Origin of the sequence: Zoogloea sp. 1C4 (assembly GCF_009469605.1) — a bacterium.
In the GTDB taxonomy this organism is placed as follows: Bacteria; Pseudomonadota; Gammaproteobacteria; order Burkholderiales; family Rhodocyclaceae; genus Zoogloea; species Zoogloea oryzae.
On sequence record NZ_SSXU01000006.1, the window covers coordinates 31,230 to 52,312 of the forward strand.

The window sequence follows — 21,083 nt, forward strand, 5'->3', positions numbered from 1 at the left end:
CCGGAAGCAATTCCGGGGCTTTTTTTTGGGGGGCGCGACGGGCGGACGGCCAATCGCAGGCGGAAGGGCAGGGGGAAGGGTGGGGGAAGGGTGGGGGAAGGGGGGGGGAAGGGGGGGCGGAACGCGCAGTCGATACGCGTCTGCGTAACAGCGCGCCGACCGCGGTCAGCTTATCGCTGTACGGGCGTCTCGGGGCCGCTGGCTACCGGCCGGGCCGGGTCTGCGCACCACTCGCTCCATGAGCCCGCGTAGAGCCTTGCGCCGGAGAGGCCCGCGGTCTCCATCGCCAGCAGGTTGTGACAGGCCGTGACGCCGGAACCGCACTGCAGCACCACGTTGTGCGCGTCGCCGCCGTTGATGAGCTTGCCGAACTCTTCCTGGAGCTGGGCGCCCGACTTGAAGCAGCCGCTGGCGTCCAGGTTGTCCTTGAAGAAGCGGTTGATCGCACCGGGAATGTGGCCGCCCACGGGGTCGAGGGTTTCGTTCTCGCCGCGGAAGCGGTCGGGCGCCCGGGCGTCGATCAGCAGCATGGCCGGATCGTGCAGGTGGCTCAGCACGAAGTCGGCATCAACCCGCAGCTGCTTCTGTACCCTCGGCGTGAAGGCCGTGGCGGTGGCCTGCGGCACGTCGGTGACGACCGGGTGGCCGGCAGCTGTCCAGGCCTGGATGCCGCCGTTGAGCACCGCAACGCGATCATGTCCCAGCCAGCGTAGCAGCCACCACAGTCGGGACGCGAACATGCCGCCCGCGTCGTCATAGGCGACGACCTGGGTGTTCGGGCCCACGCCGAGGCTGCCGAGCTTGTCGGCCAGAAGCTGCGGATCGGGCAGCGGATGGCGGCCGTTGAGGCCGGAGCAGGGGCCGGAGAGGTCTTCTTCGAGATCGAGGAAGAACGCGCCGGGCAGGTGCCCCGCCCCGTAGGCGTCCCGGCCGGCGGCCGGATTGGCGAGGTTGAAGCGGCAGTCGAAGAAGCGCCATGCGGGCGTGGCCAGGGTGGCTGCTTCCTGGACGCTGACGAGCTGGGTGAAGGGCTGCGGCACGACCGGCGTCCTCAGGCGACCGGCGATTCGATGCCGGTGAGCCAGGCTTCGGCGTCGTCGGCGTCTTCGAAGACGCGCACGTCGGCATCCACGAAGATCTTCGACAGCCAGGCGCTCCAGGTGACCCACTGGTCGTCGGTGAGGATGGCGATGCGCGCGAAGTCGTGGGCGTGGGCCCGGGCGAAGCGGATTTCCTCGAGGGCCATGTCGATGGTGAAGCCGCTCATTTCCCGCAGGTCGAAGAACAGGCTGACCGGCCCTTCGAACTTGACCTTGTAATTGACGACCTCTTCGAATTCCTTGTAGTCGGCGAGGGTGAATTCGCCGAAGACGGTGAGATTGACCCGGCTTTCCTTCTGGTCGGTGGTGATCATTTCCTGGGTCCTCTTGGGGGTGAAGGGATGCCAGCAGTGTAGCCCCGCGCGCCCCGCGCTTCAATCGGACTCAAGCGCTGGCGCGGGTCGGCGCGAGACGGCGGAGATCAGCACGCCGCTGGCAATGATGGTGGCGATACCCAGCAGCGAGGCCCAGGGCAGGCGCTCGTCCCACAGGGCGACGCCGAACAGGCTCGAGAAGATCACCGTGCTGTACGACAGGTTGGCCGACACGACCGTCTTGCCGTAACGGTAGGCGCGGGTCATGGCGAGCTGGGCGAAGCCGCCGAAGCCGCCCACGCCCAGGACGATCGCCAGGGTGCGGGCGTCCATCGGATGCAGGCCGCCGGACAGCATCGCCCAGCCCAGACCGAACAGGCTGGTGACGAAGGAGAACCACAGCACGGTGCGGGCTTCCGGCTCGCCGACGCGGCCGAGTTCGCGCACGTTGATGTAGGCGATGCTCGCCAGCATGCCGCCCGCCATGCCCACCAGCGCGCCAAACCATTGATCTGGCTGCAGGGTTGGCTTGAGGAGCATGACCACGCCGGCAAAGCCCAGGGCGATGGCGGCGAGGGCGCCGCGTCCGGGGCGCTCGCCGAACCACAAAATCAGCAGCAGGGCGACGAACAGCGGTGAGGTGTAGCTGAGGGTGACGGCGGTCGCCAGCGGCAGTACGCCGAGGGCAAAGAAGTAGCACATCAGCGAGATGGTGCCGGAGAACCCGCGGGAGAGCTGCATGCGCCAGTGGGGCGTGCGCCACGGGATACCCTGCCAGCGGATCAGCGCCAGCATCATCACGAAGCCGACAGCGCCCCGGTAGAACACCAGTTCGCCGGTGGAAAGATGCGCCGAGCCGAGCTTGACGCAGACGCCCATGCAGGCGAACAGCAGGCTGGCGGCGATCATCCAGAGGGATTGCATGGCGGGGGCGGAGGACGAAAGCGCCCGATTCTACCGGAGGCCCGCACCGTGCCCGGAAACCCACGTGAAAAACCCCCGGGGGCTTGCGCCCGCGGGGGTCGATCGACCAAGCGTGCCGGTGAGGGTTACCGGCGATCGAAGCTTAGTGGAACTGCTCTTCTTCGGTGGAGCCGGTGAGGGCCTTGACGGAGGAGGAGCCGCCCTGGATGACGGTGGTCACGTCGTCGAAGTAGCCGGTGCCGACTTCTTGCTGGTGCGAGACGAAGGTGTAGCCTTGTTCGCGAGCGGCGAATTCCGGTTCCTGAACCATTTCAACGTAGTGCTTCATGCCTTCGCCGCCGGCGTAGGCCTTGGCGAACTTGAAGGTGTTGTACCAGTTGACGTGGATACCAGCCAGGGTGATGAACTGGTACTTGTAGCCCAGCGCCGACAGTTCTTCCTGGAAGGAAGCGATCTGCGAGTCGTTGAGGTTCTTCTTCCAGTTGAAGGAAGGCGAGCAGTTGTAGGACAGCAGCTTGCCCGGGCAGGCGGCCAGCACGGCTTGGGCGAATTCACGGGCGAAGCCGATATCGGGCACGCCGGTTTCGCACCAGACGAGGTCAGCGTACGGAGCGTAAGCAACGCCGCGGGAGATGGACTGCTCCAGACCGTTCTTGACGCGGAAGAAGCCTTCCTGGGTGCGCTCACCGGTGAGGAACGGCTTGTCGTTCTCGTCGTAGTCGGAGGTGATCAGGTTGGCTGCTTCGGCATCGGTACGGGCCAGGATCAGGGTCGGAACGCCCATGACGTCGGCAGCGAAACGAGCGGAGATCAGCTTTTCACAGGCTTCACGGGTCGGGACGAGCACCTTGCCGCCCATGTGGCCACACTTCTTGGCGGCAGCCAGCTGGTCTTCGAAGTGAACGCCAGCGGCACCGGCGGCGATCATGTTCTTCATCAGTTCGAAGGCGTTCAGCACGCCACCGAAACCGGCTTCAGCGTCGGCAACGATCGGCAGGAAGTAGTCGATGAAGCCTTCGTCGCCCGGGTTGATGCCACGGGACCACTGGATCTCGTCGGCACGCTTGAAGGTGTTGTTGATGCGGCGAACCATGGTCGGAACGGAGTCGTAGGCGTACAGCGACTGGTCCGGGTACATGGTTTCGGAGGTGTTGCCGTCGGCGGCAACCTGCCAGCCGGACAGATACACGGCTTCCAGGCCAGCCTTGGCCTGTTGCATGGCTTGACCAGCGGTGATCGCGCCGAAGGCATTCACGTAGCCCTTCTTGGCGCCGCCGTTGACCTTGTCCCACAGAACCTTGGCGCCGCGCTGGGCCAGGGTGTATTCGGGCTGCAGGGAGCCACGCAGACGGACGACGTCAGCAGCGGTGTAGCCGCGCTTGACGCCCTTCCAGCGGGGGTTTTCAGCCCAGTCTTTTTCGAGGGCGGCGATTTGCTGTTCGCGGGTCAGAGACATACGACATCCTTTACAAACATAGGGTGAAGGGAGGGAAAGCCGAGGCGCACGCTCAACCTGCTTGGGGTGGGGGCGTTGCGTAACTCTTGCTCTGCTTGAGCGGGGCCGGTCTGGCTGAAACAGCGTTTCCGGAACCTCGATCAACAGGAGACAGTATAGGCAGGATTTTGCATGGCAGCAACAAGTCTTATATAAGACATAAGAAATAAATTTACGTTGCTAATCAATGTGTTGTTGTTTATTTTTTATATCGTGAAACGACGTCGGCGCCAGTGAAATGAAAATTCGCTGCGCCGCGTCGTTTTTTATTGTGCGGGCAGGTTTACAGCAGTGCTGTCGCCGACACGATCACGCCATCTTCGTCCGCGTAGATGTACTCGCCCGGCGTGAAGGTGACCCCGCCAAAGGTGACCGGGATGTCCACATCGCCGGCGCCTTTCTTGACGCTCTTCATGGGGTGGGTGCCGAGGGCGAAGACACCGATGTCCATGCCGGCGATCGGGCCGGAATCGCGAATGCATCCATAGACGACGATGCCGGCCCAGTTGTTCTTGACGCCCAGGAGCGCAAGCTGGTCGCCGACCATCGCGCAGCGCATCGAGCCACCGCCGTCGACCACCAGCACCGCGCCGTTGCCGGCGGTTTCGAGGGTGCTGCGGACCAGCGAGTTGTCCTCGAAGACCTTGAGGGTGCGGATCGGGCCGGCAAAGCGGGTCTTGCCGCCAAAGCTGCGGAACATCGGCGCGACGGCGCGCACCTTGCCTTCGTTGGCATCGCAAAGATCGGTGGTCTGGAAATCCATGGCAACTCCGTGAGAATCAGGATGGGAAGGGAGATCGCGGCCCACAAAAGCACACGGGCGGCATGGGCCGCCCGTGGGTTGTGTGCGACGCGCGCGGCGAGACTATACCGTAGCTTCCGCCATTTCCTCGAACAGCAGGAGCGCCTTGCCGTTGTCGTCGATGTCGATGGTGACGCTGCCGCCGCCCGCCAGCCGGCCGAACAGGAGCTCGTCGGCCAGCGCCGAGCGGATCGTGTCCTGGATCAGCCGCGCCATGGGGCGGGCGCCCATCAGCGGATCGAAACCCTTCTGGCCGAGCCAGGTCTTGAGCTTGTCGGTGAAGTGGGCTTCGACCTTCTTCTCGTGGAGTTGGGCTTCGAGCTGCATCAGGAACTTGTCCACCACCCGGACGATGATCTCGGAGTCGAGGGACTTGAACGAGATCGTGCCGTCGAGCCGGTTGCGGAACTCCGGCGAGAACAGGCGCTTGATCTCCGCCATCTCATCGCCCATCTCGCGTTTGGCCGAGAAGCCGATCACCGATTTCTGCATGCTTTCGGCGCCCGCGTTGGTGGTCATGATGAGGATGGTGTTGCGGAAGTCGGCCTGGCGACCGTTGTTGTCGGTCAGCGTGCCGTGGTCCATCACCTGCAGCAGGATGTTGTAGATGTCCGGATGGGCCTTCTCGATCTCGTCGAGGAGCAGCACGCAGTGGGGCTTCTTGTTGACCTGTTCGGTCAGCAGGCCGCCCTGGTCGAAACCGACGTAGCCCGGAGGCGCACCGATCAGCCGCGACACCGCGTGACGTTCCATGTATTCGGACATGTCGAAGCGCACGAGCTCGATGCCCAGCGTGTAGGCGAGCTGGCGGGCGACTTCGGTCTTGCCGACACCGGTCGGGCCGCTGAACAGGAAGGCACCGATCGGCTTCTGGGGATTGCCGAGGCCGGAGCGCGACATCTTGATGGCCTTGGCCAGCGCGTCGATGGCGGCGTCCTGGCCGAAGACCACGTTCTTCAGATCGCGATCGAGCGTCTTGAGGGCGGCGCGGTCGTCGTTGGAGACGTTGCGCGGCGGGATGCGGGCGATCTTGGCGACGATTTCCTCGATCTCGGTCTTGCCGATGAGCTTCTTCTGGCGCGACTTGGGCAGGATGCGCTGGGCGGCGCCGGCTTCGTCGATCACGTCGATGGCCTTGTCGGGCAGGTGACGGTCGTTGATGTAGCGGGCCGACAACTCGGCGGCACTCGACAGGGCCGACGACGAATACTTGATGCCGTGGTGCTGCTCGAAGCGCGACTTGAGGCCCTTGAGGATCTCGACGGTTTCATCCACCGACGGCTCGACCACGTCGACCTTCTGGAAGCGCCGCGACAGGGCGTGATCCTTCTCGAAGATCTGGCGGAACTCGGTGTAGGTGGTGGCGCCGATGCACTTGAGCTGGCCGGACGACAGGGCCGGCTTGAGCAGGTTGGAGGCGTCGAGCGTGCCGCCCGACGCGGCGCCAGCGCCGATCAGGGTGTGGATCTCGTCGATGAAGAGGATCGCGTTGTTGTGCTCGACCAGTTGCTTGAGCACGGCCTTCAGGCGCTGTTCGAAGTCGCCGCGATACTTGGTGCCGGCGAGCAGGGCGCCCATGTCGAGGGCGTAGACCTGCGCATCGGTCAGGATGTCGGGCACGCGGCCTTCGACGATCCGGCGGGCCAGACCTTCGGCGATCGCGGTCTTGCCCACGCCGGCTTCACCCACCAGCAGCGGGTTGTTCTTGCGGCGACGGCAGAGGGTCTGGATGACGCGCTCGACTTCCTTGTCGCGGCCGATGAGCGGGTCGATCTTGCCCAGCAGGGCCTGCTGGTTGAGGTTCTGGGTGTAGTTGTCGAGGGCGCCGCCGGGCGTCGTGGCTTCCGGCTCCTGCTCGCCCTGCTCGGAATCACCCGAGGCCGGACGCGGCTGCGGGCCGGCGCCCGGCTGCGGGCTCTTGGTGATGCCGTGAGAGATGAAGTTCACCACGTCGAGGCGGGAGATGTTCTGCCGCTGCAGGAAGTAGACCGCGTGGGAATCCTTCTCGCCGAAGATGGCGACCAGCACGTTGGCGCCGGTGACTTCCTTCTTGCCGGAGGATTGGACGTGGAGGATCGCCCGCTGGATCACCCGCTGGAAACCGAGCGTCGGCTGGGTGTCGATGTCTTCGGTGCCTTCGACCTTGGGCGTGTGCTCGTTGACGAAATTGGTCAGCTCTTTGCGCAGTTCGTCAGTCTTGGCCGCGCAGGCGCGCAGCACTTCGGCCGCGGAGGGATTGTCGAGGAGCGCGAGCAGAAGATGCTCGACGGTGATGAACTCATGGCGCTTCTGCCGTGCTTCGACAAAGGCCATGTGCAGACTGACTTCCAGCTCTTGCGCGATCATTTCAGCTTTCCTCCATGACGCATGCCAGCGGATGCTGATGCCGACGTGCGTACGCGATGACCTGCTCGACCTTGGTGGCTGCGATGTCCCGTGGGAAAACACCGCATACCCCAACGCCCTCTCTGTGGACTTTGAGCATGACCCGCGTCGCTTGTTCGCGGTCCATGGCAAAGAATTTCTGAATCACGGTCACCACGAAATCCATCGGGGTGAAATCGTCGTTGAGGAGCATGACCTTGTAGAGGGGCGGCGGTTTGACCCGCGTGACCTCTGACTCAAGTACCGATTCTTCCTGCTTTTTGATGACCATGCGACTCATTCTAAACAACCTCGATGATTGTGCAAGAGAGAATTGGCACACTTTTCCGGTCCGCTTCTCGGTGGTGCATCGGGTCGTTTTTGGTGCGCTGCAAGAAAACAATAAGTAATGAAAAAATAAGACTTTTGTCTTTTTTGTCAGAAAAAACGCCAAAAAATGCGCTGTTTTTTGCTGTGTTGCAGCAAATTTAATGCCCGACAAATGCGTTGACGACGCGAATCAAGTCACGTAAAAGTTGAGGTGTGTTCGCGCCAAGGTTGAGGCGGCGTTCGTGCGGCGTGCTTTCAAAGGGATGTCTTTGAAGGCCTGGCGCAGGAGACCTCCCCGTCCTGACCGATCGCAAGCCGGAAGTCCGGATCGTGTATTACTGAAATCAAGAAGGAACTTGCAATATGGCAACTGGTACTGTTAAGTGGTTCAACGACGCCAAGGGCTTCGGCTTCATCACGCCGGACGACGGTAGCGAAGACCTGTTTGCGCACTTCTCCGCCATCACCATGGCTGGGTTCAAGTCGCTCAAGGAGGGGGAGAAGGTTCAGTTTGAGGTCACGCAAGGTCCGAAGGGCAAGCAAGCGTCGAACATTCAACGCGCCTGATCTTCGCGACTTTCGGGGCCTGGCCCTGGAGTTGTGATCCACGACCGCCGGCACATGCAGATGTGCCGGCGGTTTTGTTTTGTGGTGCCGGATTAGCTGGGGCGCCGGCGCGAGACGCGTTGCCTGTGGTGTGGTGAGTCTGCGCTTTGGACAGGCAACAAAAAACCCGCTCGAGGCGGGTTGTTTGTTTTGCAGTGCAACAAGCGGTAATCGCGTGCCGGAAGCAATTACTTGAGTTTCACTTCCTTGTACGGCACGTGCTTGCGGGCAACGGGGTCGTACTTGCTGAATTCCAGCTTGTTGGGGGTGGTGCGCTTGTTCTTGGACGTGGTGTAGAAATGCCCGGTCCCAGCGGTGGACTCGAGCTTGATCTTTTCGCGGCCGCCTTTTGCCATTTCGATCTATCTCCTGGTGTTAAAAGGATCAGACCTTTTCGCCGCGAGCGCGAAGCTCAGCGACGACTTCGTCGATGCCTTTTTTGTCAATGGTGCGCAGGGCTGCGTTGGATACGCGCAGGCGCACCCAGCGGTTCTCGGCTTCGCTCCAGAACTTGCGGTTTTGCAGGTTCGGCAGGAAGCGGCGCTTGGTTTTGTTATTCGCGTGGGAAACGTTGTTGCCCACCATCGGTGCTTTTCCGGTCACTTGGCAAACGCGAGCCATTTGTTGCTCCAAACTGGTTTGATTCGGTAAGACCGTCGATTATAGAGGACGAACTTCGCTTGAATCAAGAGCTTGCCGCGTTTTTCGTGCGGAAAGCCCGTCAAGGCCCTTGAAACCTAGAGCAGGCCGCGCTCTGCGAAGGATACCGGACTGGCATTGCCGGCGACGATGAAGTGGTCCAAGACCCGCACGTCCACAAGCGCGAGCGCCTGTTTTAGGGTGTCGGTGAGGAGCCGATCGGCTTGGCTGGGCTCGCCGACACCCGATGGATGGTTGTGGGCCAGGATCACGGCCGCAGCGTTGTGGGCGAGCACCAGTTTGACCACTTCGCGGGGGTGAACGGAGGTCTGGGCGAGGGTGCCCTGGAAGAGCTCCTCGCTGCCGATGACCCGATTCTGGCTGTCGAGCAGGATCACCAGGAAGACTTCGCGGGGCAGCCGGCCGAGCTTGAGACGCAGCCAGTCGCGCACCGCGGCGGGGGAGTCGAACACATCGCGTTGGGCCATCTCCTCGCCCAGGGCGCGGCGGGCGAGCTCGAGCACGGCCTGCAGCTGGGCATACTTGGCGAGACCCATGCCGGGGATCGCCGAGAAGGCGCCGGGCGATGCGCTGCACAGGGCGGTCAGGCTGCCGAATTCGGTGAGCAGGTCGCGGGCGAGATCCACGGCGCTCTTGCCCTTGATGCCCACGCGCAGGAACAGCGCCAGGAGTTCGGCGTCGGAGAGCGCAGCGGCGCCTCGGGATAGCAGGCGTTCTCGCGGACGTTCGTCGGCAGGCCAGTCGGTGATTGCCATGGCGTGTACAATTCCAGCTTCCGAAAGATCCGGATTATAACATTGGCATGAGTGAGCTGAAGGGCAGGAAACTGGTGCTGGGCGTGACCGGCGGGGTGGCGGCCTACAAGGCGGCCGAACTGGTGCGCTTGCTGGGCAGGGCCGGCGCAGATGTGCATGTGGTGCTCACCGAAGGCGGGGCGCGCTTCGTCACGGCGGTCACCTTTCAGGCGCTGTCGGGCAACCCGGTGTGGACGGATCTGTGGGATCCGCGCATGGGCAACAACATGGCCCACATCGATCTTACCCGAGATGCCGACGCGATCCTCATTGCGCCGGCCACCGCCGACGTGATGGCCAAGCTGGTGCACGGCCTTGCCGACGATCTGCTCACCACCCTGTGCCTCGCCCGGGATTGCCCGCTGCTGGTGGCGCCGGCGATGAACCGCCAGATGTGGGAGCACCCGGCGACCCAGCGCAACGTGCACCAGCTGGCCGACGACGGTGTGACGCTGTTCGGCCCCGCTGCCGGCGAGCAGGCCTGCGGCGAAGTGGGTTTGGGCCGGATGCTGGAGCCGGAGGAACTCTGCGAGGCCGTGATCGGCTTCTTCCAGCCCAAGCTGCTGGCGGGACGGCGCATCGTGATGACCGCCGGGCCGACCTTCGAGCCCATCGATCCGGTGCGTGGCATCACCAACTCCAGCTCCGGCAAGATGGCTTACGGCCTCGCCCGGGCCTGCGCTCAGGCCGGCGCCGACGTGACGATCGTGAGCGGACCGGTGGCGCTGTCAGTGCCGGCGGGGTGTTCGCGGGTGAGCGTGAAGAGTGCGCTGGAAATGCGTGAGGCGGTGTTCGCCGCGCTGCCCGGCGCCGACGTGTTCATCGGCGTGGCGGCGGTGGCGGATTACCGGCCGGCCACCTCGGCCGAGCACAAGATCAAGAAATCCGGCGCCGAGATGGCGATCACCCTCACGCCGAACCCGGACATCCTGGCCGATGTCGCCGGGCTGCCGAATCCGCCGTTCTGCGTCGGTTTTGCCGCCGAGAGCCAGAACCTCGACCAGTACGCCGAAGGCAAGCGCAAGGCCAAGAAGCTGCCGCTGATCGTCGGTAACCTGGTGCAGGACGGCCTTGGCGGCGACGACAATCAGGTGGTGCTCTTCGACGACGCCGGCCGCCATCCGCTGCCCCGGGCGCCCAAACCTGAAGTTGCCCGCGCCATCGTGGCCCATCTGGCGGCCCTGCTGCCCAAGCCCTGAATCCAACCGAACGAGACGACCATGCACCGCATCGACATCCGCATCCTCGACGACCGCCTCAAGCAGCAGCCGCCGGCCTACGCCACCCCTGGCGCGGCCGGGCTGGACCTGCGCGCCTGCCTGGAGGCGCCGATCAATCTGGCGCCGGGCCACACCACGCTGGTGCCCACCGGCATTGCCATCCACCTGGCCGATCCGGGTCTGGCGGCGATGATCCTGCCCCGCTCGGGTCTGGGCCACAAGCACGGCATCGTGCTGGGCAACCTGGTTGGCCTGATCGATTCGGATTATCAGGGCCAGATCTTCGTGTCGGTCTGGAACCGTGGCCACGACCACTTCACCATCCAGCCGATGGAGCGCGTCGCCCAGCTGGTGGTGGTGCCGGTGCTGCAGGTGGCCTTCAACGTGGTCGAATCCTTCGACGAGAGCGAGCGCGGCGAAGGCGGTTTCGGCAGCACGGGCAAGCACTGATGCGTCACCCCGGCATCCCCACTGGCGTGCATGTCCTGCTGGAGCGGGACGGCCTGGTGCTGCTGATGCGCCGCGCCGGAACGGGTTTCTTCGATGGCCTCTACAGCCTGCCCGGCGGGCATGTGGAGGAGGGCGAATCCCTGCGTACAACCGCTGTGCGCGAGATGCGCGAGGAGCTGGGTATCGAGCTCGCCGAGTCGGCGCTGTCGGTGGTGGGCGTCGTGCATCGGCGCTCCGACACCAATCGGATCGACTTCTTCCTGCGGGCGTCCGTCTGGCAGGGCGAGCCGGTGATCGCCGAGCCCGACCGCTGTGATGACCTGCGCTGGTGCGCGCCGGATGCGCTGCCGGAGGCGACCGTGCCCTACATCCGCGACGCCCTGGCAGCCGGGGCCGGCCCGTGGGTGCAGGAGTCGGGCTGGGGCTGACGTCCGCTGTTCCGGACCTGCCAGACGAAAAAGCCCCCTCGATGCGGAGGGGGCTTTTGCTTTGTGCTGGCGCTGCCGCCGTCGGACAGGATTTACATGCGTTCGATCATTGCGTCGCCGAACTCGGAGCACGACACCTCGGTGGCGCCTTCCATCAGGCGGGCGAAGTCGTAGGTGACGATCTTGTCGCCGATGGCGGCTTCCATTGCCTTGATGACCAGGTCGGCGGCTTCGGTCCAGCCCAGGTGGCGCAGCATCATCTCGGCGGAGAGGATGATCGACCCCGGGTTGACCTTGTCGAGGCCGGCGTACTTGGGCGCGGTGCCGTGGGTGGCTTCGAAGCAGGCGTACTGGTCGGAGATGTTGGCCCCCGGCGCGATGCCGATGCCGCCCACCTGCGCCGCCAGCGCGTCGGAGATGTAGTCGCCATTGAGGTTGCAGGTGGCGATCACGTCGTATTCGGCCGGGCGCAGCAGGATCTGCTGCAGGAAGGCGTCGGCGATGGCGTCCTTGACGATGATCTCGCGGCCGGTCTTGGGGTTCGTGAACTTGCACCACGGGCCGCCGTCGATAGGCTCGGCGCCGAACTCCTGCTGGGCCACCTTGTAGCCCACGTCGCGGAACAGGCCTTCGGTGAACTTCATGATGTTGCCCTTGTGCACGATGGTCACCGACTTGCGGTCGTTGTCGATCGCGTACTTGATGGCGGCGCGCACGAGGCGGGTGGTGCCCTCGATGGACACCGGCTTGATGCCGATGCCGGAGGTTTCCGGGAAGCGGATCTTCTTGACGCCCATCTCCTCGGTGAGGAACTTGATGACCTTCTTCACCGCCTCGGATTCGGCCGCCCATTCGACGCCGGCGTAGATGTCCTCGGTGTTCTCGCGGAAGATCACCATGTTCACCAGGTCTGGCCGCTTGAGGGGCGAGGGCACGCCCTTGAAGTACTGCACCGGGCGCACGCACTGGTAAAGATCGAGCTCCTGGCGCAGGGCCACGTTGAGGGAGCGGATGCCGCCGCCGACCGGCGTGGTCATCGGGCCCTTGATGGACACCGAGTATTCCTTGAGGGCGTCGAAGGTTTCCTTCGGGAACCATTCGTCGGGGCCGTACAGCTGGGTGGATTTCTCGCCGGCATAGACCTCCATCCAGTGAATCTTCTTCTTGCCGCCGTAAGCCTTTTCAACCGCAGCGTCGATGACCTTGATCATCACCGGGGTGATGTCGATGCCGATGCCGTCACCCTCGATGTACGGGATGATGGGATTGTCGGGGGTAGCCTGGCCGGAGACGATTTTTTGACCGCCTGCCGGCACCTTGATCAGAGAAGAACTCATTCCAATTCCCTCGCAATGTTTCGGATGTGTGGGCGAATCGGCCGGGTCGTGGAGCGTGCCACGCGCGACTTCTGTTCTGGGTGGAAACGTCGCTGCCGGGGAGGCCCTGCGACAGCCGATTCACTATCTGCCTCCGTCTGGACCAAACCCCGTTGCCGGGTCCGGTGGAGGCAAACCGAGCCGATTATGGCCGAAATATCTGACCACCAAAAGCACCCAATAATTCCCGGAAATCCTTGTGCAGTGCGGCATTCCGGCAGACGGGCGCGGGCAGAACGGCGGTGCTAGACTCGCTGGTTACATGCGGCGGGTCATCGCCGGAAACGAGCGCATCGCGCATTGTTCGAGGGGAACGAAGATGGATAGCAGCGCCACCGAGAACCCGGTTGCCCAGGCCATCGCGCACGCCATGGTCGAGGGCTTCAACAAGCACTACCGGATCTTTCGCGAGACATCCCGCCGCGCCAAGGAGGGCTACGAGGCGGCCGACTGGCAGGGGCAGCTTTCGGCGGTGCGCGACCGGGTGCAGTTCTACGACGACCGGGTGAATGAGACGGTGCAGCGCCTGCACGAGGAGTTCAATGCCGAATCCATCGACGACGCCACCTGGCAGGCGGCGAAGCTGCAGTTCATCGGCCTGCTCATCAACCACAAGCAGCCGGAGCTCGCCGAGACCTTCTTCAACTCGGTGACCACCAAGATCCTGCACCGGGATTACTTCAACAACGCCTACATCTTCACCCGCCCGGCGATCTCGACGGACTACATCGAGTCCTTTCCGCCCACCTATTCGAGCTACTACCCCCAGGATGAAGGCCTCCGGGTGACGATCCGCCGGGTCATCGAGGACTTCGACTGGCAGCGCGCCTTCGAGGATCTCGACCGGGACGTGGACTACGTGATGCGCACCGTCGAGCGCCACCTGGGCGAGTGGCCGAAGATGGAGGTGAACTGCCAGATCCAGGTGCTGTACTCGGCCTTCTACCGCAACAAGACGGCCTACATCATCGGCAAGGCCATCAACGGCTACCAGGAATATCCCTTCGTGATCGCCGTGCGCCACGGCGCGTCGGGGATGCTCTACCTCGACACCATCCTCCTCGACACCTGGCGGATCTCGCTGCTGTTCTCGCTCTCCCGCGCGTACTTCCTCGTCGACATGGAGGTGCCCTCGGGCTACGTGCAGTTCCTGCGCAGCATCATGCCCCACAAGCCGCGCTCCGAGCTTTACACCATGCTGGGCCTGGGCAAGCAGGGCAAGACGATCTTCTTCCGGGATCTCATCGCCCACCTGCGCCATTCCAACGACCAGTTCATCGAGGCGCCGGGCATCCGCGGGCTGGTGATGCTGGTGTTCACGCTGCCGTCGTATCCCTACGTGTTCAAGATCATCAAGGACACCTTCGGCAGCTCGAAGAACATGGACCGGGCCACCGTGAAGCGCAAATACCTGCTGGTGCGCCAGGTGGACCGGGTCGGGCGGATGGCTGACACGCTGGAGTTCTCCAACGTGGCGCTGCCCCGTAGCCGCTTCCACCCGGATCTCATCGCCCAGCTGCGCGAACTCGCGCCATCGGTAATCGAGGAGGTCGGCGATACGCTGGTGGTCAAGCACCTCTACATCGAGCGGCGCATGACGCCCCTCAACATCTACCTCGACAAGGCCAGCGAGGAACAGGTGGAGGAGGCCGTCAAGGAGTACGGCCAGGCCATCGGCGAGCTCGCCATCGCCAACATCTTCCCGGGCGACATGCTGTGGAAGAACTTCGGCGTCACCCGCTACGGCCGCGTCGTGTTCTACGACTACGACGAGATCGAGTACATGACCGACTGCAACTTCCGCAAGATTCCGCCGGCGCCCAACGAGGACATGGAGATGTCCGGCGAGCCCTGGTATTCGGCCGGGCCGATGGACATCTTCCCGGAAGAGTTCGCCACCTTCCTGCTCGGCCAGGCGCGCATCCGCAAGGCTTTTCTCAAGCATCACCGCAACCTGCTCGACCCGCGCTTCTGGCAGGACGCCCAACAGAAAATCCGCAACGGTTACGTGGAAGACTTCTACCCCTATCCCCAGGAGCTGCGCTTCTCGCACCTTTACGCCGACGACAGCGCGCCTGCGGGATGATCTTAGCCGAGCAGTTCAGTCGGCCCCAATGCTTCCGCCGGTCATGCCGGCGGCTTTTTTGGGCTGATTCAGGTAAACCCCAGTGTCATCCTCCTTCCGATGGTCCCAACATGAAAGGCGGACGTCGCCCAAGCGACGCCAACCCGAAACCATAATCGGAGGAGACCCATGGAACACCGGATTCGCATGCGGGCAATTGCCCTGGCTGTCGGCAGCACCCTGATCCTCGCCGCCTGCGGCGGTGGTGGCAGCAGCAACCACAGCGTGAGCGGCATCGCCGCCGAAGGCCTGGCCATCGCCAACGCCGTCGTCACCATCAAGGACGCCACCGGCGCGACGCGCAGCGTCACTACCGACGCCAGCGGCAACTACGTCTTCGACACGTCCGGCCTCAGCTTTCCGCTGATGCTCCAGGTCACCGGCACCAAGGGCGTCTGGCATGCGCTCGTCACCGAGGACGACCGTGGCAAGCCGGCCAACATCAACAACGCCACCAACAGCGTTGCGCTGCTGGCGCTTGGCGCCACGACCACGGCCGACCTGCAGGCCGCCTTCGCCGCCAGCAGCTTCAAGTCGGTGAGCAACACCGCCGTCGCCAATGCGGACTCCCGCCTCCTCGACGCCCTCGAAGCCGAACTCGGCAAGCGCCCCGAAAGCCTGCGCAGCGCGCGCTTCACGCCTGGCACCGCCGAGGCCGAAGGCGACGAGATGGACCGCCTGCTCACCCTGGTCGATGCCCGCCCGAGCGGCGGCGGCTTCGGCACCTACAACGTGATGCCGGAACACGTCTGGGCCGACACCTACACCACCAAGACCTACGACGGCGTCTCCGACGACCTGCTCACCGCCGGCTACGGCAAGAGCGGTCTCTCCGCCGCCACCACCGCGATCTTCGGCAGCGCCGCCGAACTGCGCCGCTACGCCATCCACACCAACTACCGGGCGCTGGTGGACGCCAACAAGGCGGCCGGTGGCTTTGGCACGCTCTACGGCCCCAACATCGACGTGAATGGCAACGACACCCTGGGCGAAGGCAAGGTTCCGGGGCTCGAGGCCATCGCCTATTCGGGCGATTCCAGCGGCAAGCGCAAGGTCACGCTGATGGTCCAGGTGCCCGACAGCTTCGACCGGACCAAACCCTGCATCGTCACCGCCACCTCGTCCGGCTCCCGCGGCATCTACGGCGCCATCGGCACCTCGGGCGAATGGGGCCTCAAGCACGGCTGCGCGGTGGCCTACACCGACAAGGGCAGCGGCAACGGCATGCACGACCTGGCCCGCGACACGGTGAACATGATCGACGGCACGGTCTCGACGGCGTCGGCTGCCGGCAAGAAGGCCCACTTCGCGGCCGACATCACCAAGAGCCAACTCGACGCCTTCAACGCCGCCTACCCCAACCGCATCGCCTACAAGCACGCCCACTCCCAGCAGAACCCCGAGAAGGACTGGGGCCGCAACACGCTGGATGCGGTCGCCTTCGCCTTCTACGTGCTCAACGAGAAGTACTCGACCGCCGATGCCAGCGGCAAGAAGCCGCGGGTGATCCGCCCGGCCAACACCATCGTGATCGCCTCGTCGGCCTCAAACGGCGCCGGCGCCGCGCTGATGGCCGCCGAGCAGGACCGCCTCGGCCTGATCGACGGCGTGGCGGTGAGCGAGCCGCAGATCCAGCCGAAGGACGTCTCGGGCATCACGATCAAGCAGGGCTCGGCCACCGTGCCCACCATCGGCAAACCGCTGCTGGATTACTTCACCTACGCCAACCTCTACCAACCCTGCGCCGCGCTGTCGTCGGCCGCCGCTGGCGGGCCTGCCGGCGCTGCGCTGGCCTTCTATGCCACCGATCGCTGCACCTCGCTGAAGGAAAAGGGCCTGCTCACCGCTGCCACCCTCGCCGGTCAGGCCGACGAGGCGCTGCAGAAGCTCCACGCCTACGGCTGGGCCGCCGAGCACGACGTGCTCCACGCCACCCACCACGCCTTCGCCACCCCGTCCATCGTCGTCACCTACCTCAACACCCTCGGGCGCTTCAGCGTGCTCGATAACGTCTGCGGCTTCAGCTTCGCCACCACCAGCGGTACGGGCGCGGTGACGGCCACTACAGCGGTCATCCAGTCGATGATCTTCTCGGTGGGTAACGGCGTGCCGCCCACCAGCGGCATCAACCTGGTCTACAACGACGCAGTGGGCGGCCCAACCCGCGACATCCTGGCCAAGTCGCCCTCCACCAACCGGGCCGACGGTGCGCTCGACGGCGCCCTGTGCGCCCGGGCGATGGTCACCGGTCTCGATCCGGTGACGGGTGCCAAGCTCACCGGCACCCAGCTGGCTCTGTCCGAGAAGGTCCAGAAGGGCATCCGCGAGGTGCAGGTCGAGGCGAAGCTCGGTACCAAGCCGACGATCATCGTGGCCGGTCGCTCCGACACGCTGATCCCGGTCAATCACGCTGCCCGGGCCTACTACGGCGCCGGCCAGAAGGCCGGCAGCAGCGCGCTTCGCTACTACGAGGTGACCAACGCCCAGCACTTCGACACCTTCATCGATCTGCTGCCCGGCTACGACAGCCGGATCGTGCCGCTGCACGTGTACTTCAATCAGGCCCTCGACTTGATGTACGCCCACCTCAAGACCGGCGCGCCGCTGCCCGCATCCCAGGTGGTGCACACCACGCCGCGGGGCGGCACGGCCGGCAGCGCGCCGGCGATCAGCGCCAGCAACGTACCGCGGATCGCCACCAGCCCGGCGGCCGCCGACGTGATCGGCTACGCGGCAGGTACCGTGAGCGTGCCCGACTGATCGGCCGCATGCACAAAGCCCGGCGAATGCCGGGCTTTGGGTCGATGCAACAAAAAACGGGGGTGGGCCGTTGCCGGCACACCCCCGTTTTTACTGGCCCCCGTGCAGGCGGGCCAGGCTTTCCTTACACCCGGGCAGCCTTCAGGGCGGCGTTCAGGGTCGGGCTCGGACGCATCACGGCCTTGCACTTGTCGGAATCGGCCTTGTAGTAGCCACCGATATCCACGGCCTTGCCCTGGACGGTCTTCAGCTCGGCAACGATCTGCTGTTCGCTGTCGGTGAGGGCCTTGGCCAGCTTGGCGAAGTGAGCGGCCAGCTCGGCGTCCTCGGTCTGGTTCGCCAGTTCCTGGGCCCAGAACATGGCCAGGTAGAACTGGGAGCCGCGGTTGTCGAGCTCACCGGTCTTCGGCGACGGCGACTTGCGGTTGTCGAGCAGCTTGCCGGTGGCGGCGTCGAGGGTCTTGGCGAGCAGCACGGCGCGCTTGTTGCCTTCCTTGAGGCCCAGGTCTTCCAGCGACACGGCCAGAGCCAGGAACTCGCCCAGGGAATCCCAGCGCAGGTGGTTTTCTTCGGTGAGCTGCTGGACGTGCTTCGGCGCGGAGCCGCCGGCACCGGTTTCGTACATGCCGCCGCCAGCCATCAGCGGGACGATGGACAGCATCTTGGCGGAGGTGCCCAGTTCCATGATCGGGAACAGGTCGGTGAGGTAGTCGCGCAGGATGTTGCCGGTGACGGAGATGGTGTCGAGGCCGCGGATCACGCGCTCCAGGGTGAAGCGCATGGCGCGGACCTGGGACATGATGTAGATCTCGAGGCCGCTGGTGTCGTGATCCTTCAGGTAGGTCTGGACCTTCTTGATCAGCTCGGCTTCGTGCGGGCGGTAGGAATCCAGCCAGAACACGGCCGGGGTGTTGGAGTTGCGGGCACGGGTGACGGCCAGCTTGACCCAGTCGCGGATCGGGGCGTCCTTCACCTGGCACATGCGCCAGATGTCGCCGGCTTCGACGTTCTGGGTGAGCAGCACTTCACCGGTGTCGATGTCGACGATGTTGGCGATGCCGTCTTCGGCGATCTCGAAGGTCTTGTCGTGGGAACCGTATTCTTCGGCCTTCTGGGCCATCAGGCCGACGTTCGGCACGGTGCCCATGGTCTTCGGGTCGAAGTTGCCGTTGGTCTTGCAGAAGTTGATCATCTCCTGGTAGATCCGGGCGAAGGTCGATTCCGGCATCACGGCCTTGCAGTCAGCCGGCTTGCCATCGGCACCCCACATCTTGCCGCCCTGGCGGATCATCGCCGGCATGGAGGCATCGACGATCACGTCGTTGGGGGAGTGGAAGTTGGTGATGCCCTTGGCGGAGTCGACCATCGCCAGCTTCGGACGGTGTTCCTGGCAGGCGTGCAGGTCGCGGATGATCTCGTCGCGCTTGGATTCCGGCAGGGTCTTGATCTTTTCGTACAGGTCAACCATGCCGTTGTTGACGTTGATGCCCAGCTCGTTGAACAGCGCTTCGTGCTTCTCGAAGGCTTCCTTGTAGAAGATGCGCACGCAGTGGCCGAACACGATCGGGTGCGAGATCTTCATCATCGTCGCCTTCACGTGCAGCGAGAACAGGATGCCGGACTCACGGCAGTCTTCCAGCTGGTCCTCGTAGAACTTGCACAGGGCCTTCTTGCTCATGAACATCGAGTCGATGATCTCGCCTTCGAGCAGCGCGACCTTCGGCTTGAGCACTGTGATCTTGCCGCCCTTGGCGATGAGCTCCATGCGCACGTTGCGGGCCTTGTCCAGGGTCATGGACTTTTCGCCGTGGTAGAAGTCGCCGTGGTGCATGTGGGAGACGTGGGTCTGCGACCACTGCTTCCATTCGCCCATCGAGTGCGGGTTCTTGCGGGCGTAGTTCTTGACGGCGAGGGGAGCGCGGCGGTCAGAGTTGCCTTCACGCAGCACCGGGTTCACTGCCGAGCCCAGGCACTTGCCATAGCGGGTGGCGATCGCCTTCTCCTCTTCGGTGGTCGGGGCCTCCGGGTAGTCGGGGATCGGGTAGCCCTTGGCCTGCAGCTCCTTCACACAGGCCTTGAGCTGGGCGACGGAGGCGCTGATGTTCGGCAGCTTGATGATGTTGGCGTCTGGCTCGAGGGTCTTCTTGCCCAGCGCGCCGAGGGTGTCGGGAACCTTCTGCTCGTCGCTCAGGCATTCGGAGAACTCGGCGAGCACGCGGGCAGAGACGGAGATGTCAGCCTTCTCGATCTCGATGCCCGCCGGGCCGGTGAAGGTCCGGATGATGGGAAGAAATGCGCACGTTGCGAGCAGCGGGGCTTCGTCCGTGAGCGTGTAGATGATCTTCGATTTCCCAGTAGCCATTTGTCTTCCCTCAGTATTGGATTATTTTGACGACAGCCCTGCGCAAGCCTCGATGGTCCGGCGCGCTTGCAAAATGCGCTTTCTGAAATGCGATTTCACAACCTGAGAAAAATATCACGTATCCCGCCGCTCTGCATCCATGCCGTGATGCCTTCCCGCGAAATTGACACGCCGGGCGATGACGGTGGACGCAAAAAAGCCCGCGCTGCCGAAGCAGGGCGGGCTTTTCTGTGCCTGTCAGGCGGACGCGCGGGGCGTCCGCTTCCAGTCAGCTGGCCAGATTAGGCAGCCTTCTTGGAGGACTTGGCGGGAGCGGTGGTGCTGACGGCCTTGACGGTGGCGTTGGTCGCGGCAGCCACGTTGGCTTCGGCGATCTCGGCGACTTGCTTGGCAGCCTTGGTCACGCTGTCGTAGGCGGAGTTGGCGGCGGCGATGGCGGACTTGACAGCAGCCACGGCGACGTCGGAACCGGCGGGAGCGGACTTGGCAGCCTTGTCGAGGGCGGCAGCGAAGGTCTTGTTGGCTTCAGCGACTTGAGCTTCGAACAGCTTGGAAACTTCTTCCTGGGTCTGGGAAGCGATTTCGTAGATGCTGCGGGAGTAGGCAACGGCCTTCTCGACAACCGGCTGGGCCAGGGAGGTCTGCAGGGCCAGCAGCTCTTGAGCATCCTTGGCGCCCATCAGGGTCTTGGCGGCGGCGACGGAGTCTTCCAGAACAGCGCGGGCGGTGTTCAGGTTGAGGGCAGCGATGCGCTCGGCGCTGGCGAAGGCGGTGTTGGCCAGGGTCAGCAGGGTTTCGACGTTAGCCTTGTTGGCAGCAACGATTTGTTCGGGGGTGGTCATGTCAATCTCCTTAAGTGAATGTGGATCTATTACCTGAAATCATCCGACGCCTCTTTGTGCGTCGCAGCAATGGAGTCCATTATATTCAGAGCGGGAGAGCTGTCAACAACTATTTGTTGCGACGCACAATA

General features: G+C 64.0%; 19 protein-coding genes. 6 read left to right on the forward strand and 13 right to left on the reverse strand.

What is annotated here, in order from left to right; all coding sequences use genetic code 11:
• Nucleotides 1-170: 170 nt before the first annotated feature.
• The 7 genes from GH681_RS09080 to clpS all read right to left on the reverse strand — a co-directional run bounded on the left by GH681_RS09080 (nt 171) and on the right by clpS (nt 7,291).
• Nucleotides 171-992 carry a sulfurtransferase gene (locus GH681_RS09080; protein ID WP_228111859.1) on the reverse strand — a complete coding sequence of 274 codons (822 nt, stop codon included), beginning with the start codon at nt 990-992 and terminating at the stop codon, nt 171-173.
• Nucleotides 993-1,051: 59 nt separating this feature from the next.
• Nucleotides 1,052-1,414 carry an STAS/SEC14 domain-containing protein gene (locus GH681_RS09085; protein ID WP_153161159.1) on the reverse strand — a complete coding sequence of 121 codons (363 nt, stop codon included), beginning with the start codon at nt 1,412-1,414 and terminating at the stop codon, nt 1,052-1,054.
• Nucleotides 1,415-1,474: 60 nt separating this feature from the next.
• A complete protein-coding gene (locus tag GH681_RS09090) occupies nt 1,475-2,338 on the reverse strand; it encodes a DMT family transporter (protein ID WP_153161160.1) in 864 nt (287 codons plus the stop codon).
• 142 nt (nt 2,339-2,480) lie between these two features.
• A complete protein-coding gene (gene aceA / locus GH681_RS09095; RefSeq protein WP_153161161.1) occupies nt 2,481-3,794 on the reverse strand; it encodes an isocitrate lyase in 1,314 nt (437 codons plus the stop codon).
• A 322-nt stretch (nt 3,795-4,116) separates the two neighbouring features.
• Nucleotides 4,117-4,596, reverse strand: coding sequence for a ribonuclease E activity regulator RraA (gene rraA / locus GH681_RS09100; RefSeq protein WP_153161162.1), 480 nt, complete (start codon nt 4,594-4,596; stop codon nt 4,117-4,119).
• Nucleotides 4,597-4,698: 102 nt separating this feature from the next.
• Nucleotides 4,699-6,981 (reverse strand): ATP-dependent Clp protease ATP-binding subunit ClpA, encoded by a 2,283-nt coding sequence (clpA, locus tag GH681_RS09105; RefSeq protein WP_153161163.1) that lies wholly within the window; start codon nt 6,979-6,981, stop codon nt 4,699-4,701.
• A gap of 1 nt (nt 6,982) precedes the next feature.
• On the reverse strand, nt 6,983-7,291 hold the full coding sequence (clpS, locus tag GH681_RS09110) for an ATP-dependent Clp protease adapter ClpS (protein ID WP_153161164.1): 309 nt from the start codon (nt 7,289-7,291) through the stop codon (nt 6,983-6,985).
• Nucleotides 7,292-7,692: 401 nt separating this feature from the next.
• Between clpS and GH681_RS09115 the strand changes: the two genes are divergently transcribed.
• Complete coding sequence (locus GH681_RS09115; protein WP_153161165.1) at nt 7,693-7,896, forward strand: cold-shock protein; 204 nt, start codon at nt 7,693-7,695, stop codon at nt 7,894-7,896.
• A 227-nt stretch (nt 7,897-8,123) separates the two neighbouring features.
• Here the strand turns inward: GH681_RS09115 and rpmG are convergent, their stop codons facing one another.
• From rpmG to radC, 3 genes are all read right to left on the reverse strand, one after another.
• Nucleotides 8,124-8,291: a 50S ribosomal protein L33 gene (rpmG, locus tag GH681_RS09120; protein WP_153161166.1), complete on the reverse strand. Its 168-nt coding sequence runs from the start codon at nt 8,289-8,291 to the stop codon at nt 8,124-8,126.
• A gap of 28 nt (nt 8,292-8,319) precedes the next feature.
• A complete protein-coding gene (gene rpmB, locus GH681_RS09125) occupies nt 8,320-8,556 on the reverse strand; it encodes a 50S ribosomal protein L28 (protein ID WP_153161167.1) in 237 nt (78 codons plus the stop codon).
• 116 nt (nt 8,557-8,672) lie between these two features.
• A complete protein-coding gene (gene radC, locus GH681_RS09130) occupies nt 8,673-9,350 on the reverse strand; it encodes a DNA repair protein RadC (protein ID WP_153161168.1) in 678 nt (225 codons plus the stop codon).
• 47 nt (nt 9,351-9,397) lie between these two features.
• Between radC and coaBC the strand changes: the two genes are divergently transcribed.
• Genes coaBC through GH681_RS09145 form a run of 3 tightly spaced genes read left to right on the forward strand, consistent with a single transcriptional unit; the run spans nt 9,398 to nt 11,487 of the window.
• On the forward strand, nt 9,398-10,588 hold the full coding sequence (gene coaBC / locus GH681_RS09135; RefSeq protein WP_153161169.1) for a bifunctional phosphopantothenoylcysteine decarboxylase/phosphopantothenate--cysteine ligase CoaBC: 1,191 nt from the start codon (nt 9,398-9,400) through the stop codon (nt 10,586-10,588).
• 21 nt (nt 10,589-10,609) lie between these two features.
• Nucleotides 10,610-11,059 carry a dUTP diphosphatase gene (gene dut, locus GH681_RS09140; protein ID WP_153161170.1) on the forward strand — a complete coding sequence of 150 codons (450 nt, stop codon included), beginning with the start codon at nt 10,610-10,612 and terminating at the stop codon, nt 11,057-11,059.
• Nucleotides 11,059-11,487, forward strand: coding sequence for an NUDIX domain-containing protein (locus GH681_RS09145; RefSeq protein ID WP_153161171.1), 429 nt, complete (start codon nt 11,059-11,061; stop codon nt 11,485-11,487). Before dut ends, GH681_RS09145 begins: the two co-directional genes overlap by 1 nt.
• A gap of 92 nt (nt 11,488-11,579) precedes the next feature.
• Here the strand turns inward: GH681_RS09145 and icd are convergent, their stop codons facing one another.
• The gene (gene icd / locus GH681_RS09150) at nt 11,580-12,824 is read right to left on the reverse strand and encodes an NADP-dependent isocitrate dehydrogenase (protein WP_153161172.1); all 1,245 of its coding nucleotides are present in this window, start codon (nt 12,822-12,824) and stop codon (nt 11,580-11,582) included.
• Nucleotides 12,825-13,182: 358 nt separating this feature from the next.
• Here icd and aceK point away from each other — a divergent pair, with 358 nt between their 5' ends.
• Both aceK and GH681_RS09160 read left to right on the forward strand, forming a co-directional pair.
• Complete coding sequence (gene aceK / locus GH681_RS09155) at nt 13,183-14,949, forward strand: bifunctional isocitrate dehydrogenase kinase/phosphatase (protein WP_153161173.1); 1,767 nt, start codon at nt 13,183-13,185, stop codon at nt 14,947-14,949.
• Nucleotides 14,950-15,117: 168 nt separating this feature from the next.
• Nucleotides 15,118-17,748: a 3-hydroxybutyrate oligomer hydrolase family protein gene (locus GH681_RS09160; RefSeq protein ID WP_228111849.1), complete on the forward strand. Its 2,631-nt coding sequence runs from the start codon at nt 15,118-15,120 to the stop codon at nt 17,746-17,748.
• 124 nt (nt 17,749-17,872) lie between these two features.
• Here GH681_RS09160 and GH681_RS09165 read toward each other — a convergent pair whose 3' ends face one another.
• Nucleotides 17,873-20,110, reverse strand: a complete 2,238-nt coding sequence (locus GH681_RS09165; protein WP_153161174.1) for an NADP-dependent isocitrate dehydrogenase — start codon at nt 20,108-20,110, stop codon at nt 17,873-17,875.
• Between the two features lie 281 nt (nt 20,111-20,391).
• On the reverse strand, nt 20,392-20,952 hold the full coding sequence (gene phaP / locus GH681_RS09170) for a phasin family protein (RefSeq protein WP_153161175.1): 561 nt from the start codon (nt 20,950-20,952) through the stop codon (nt 20,392-20,394).
• Nucleotides 20,953-21,083: the final 131 nt, after the last annotated feature.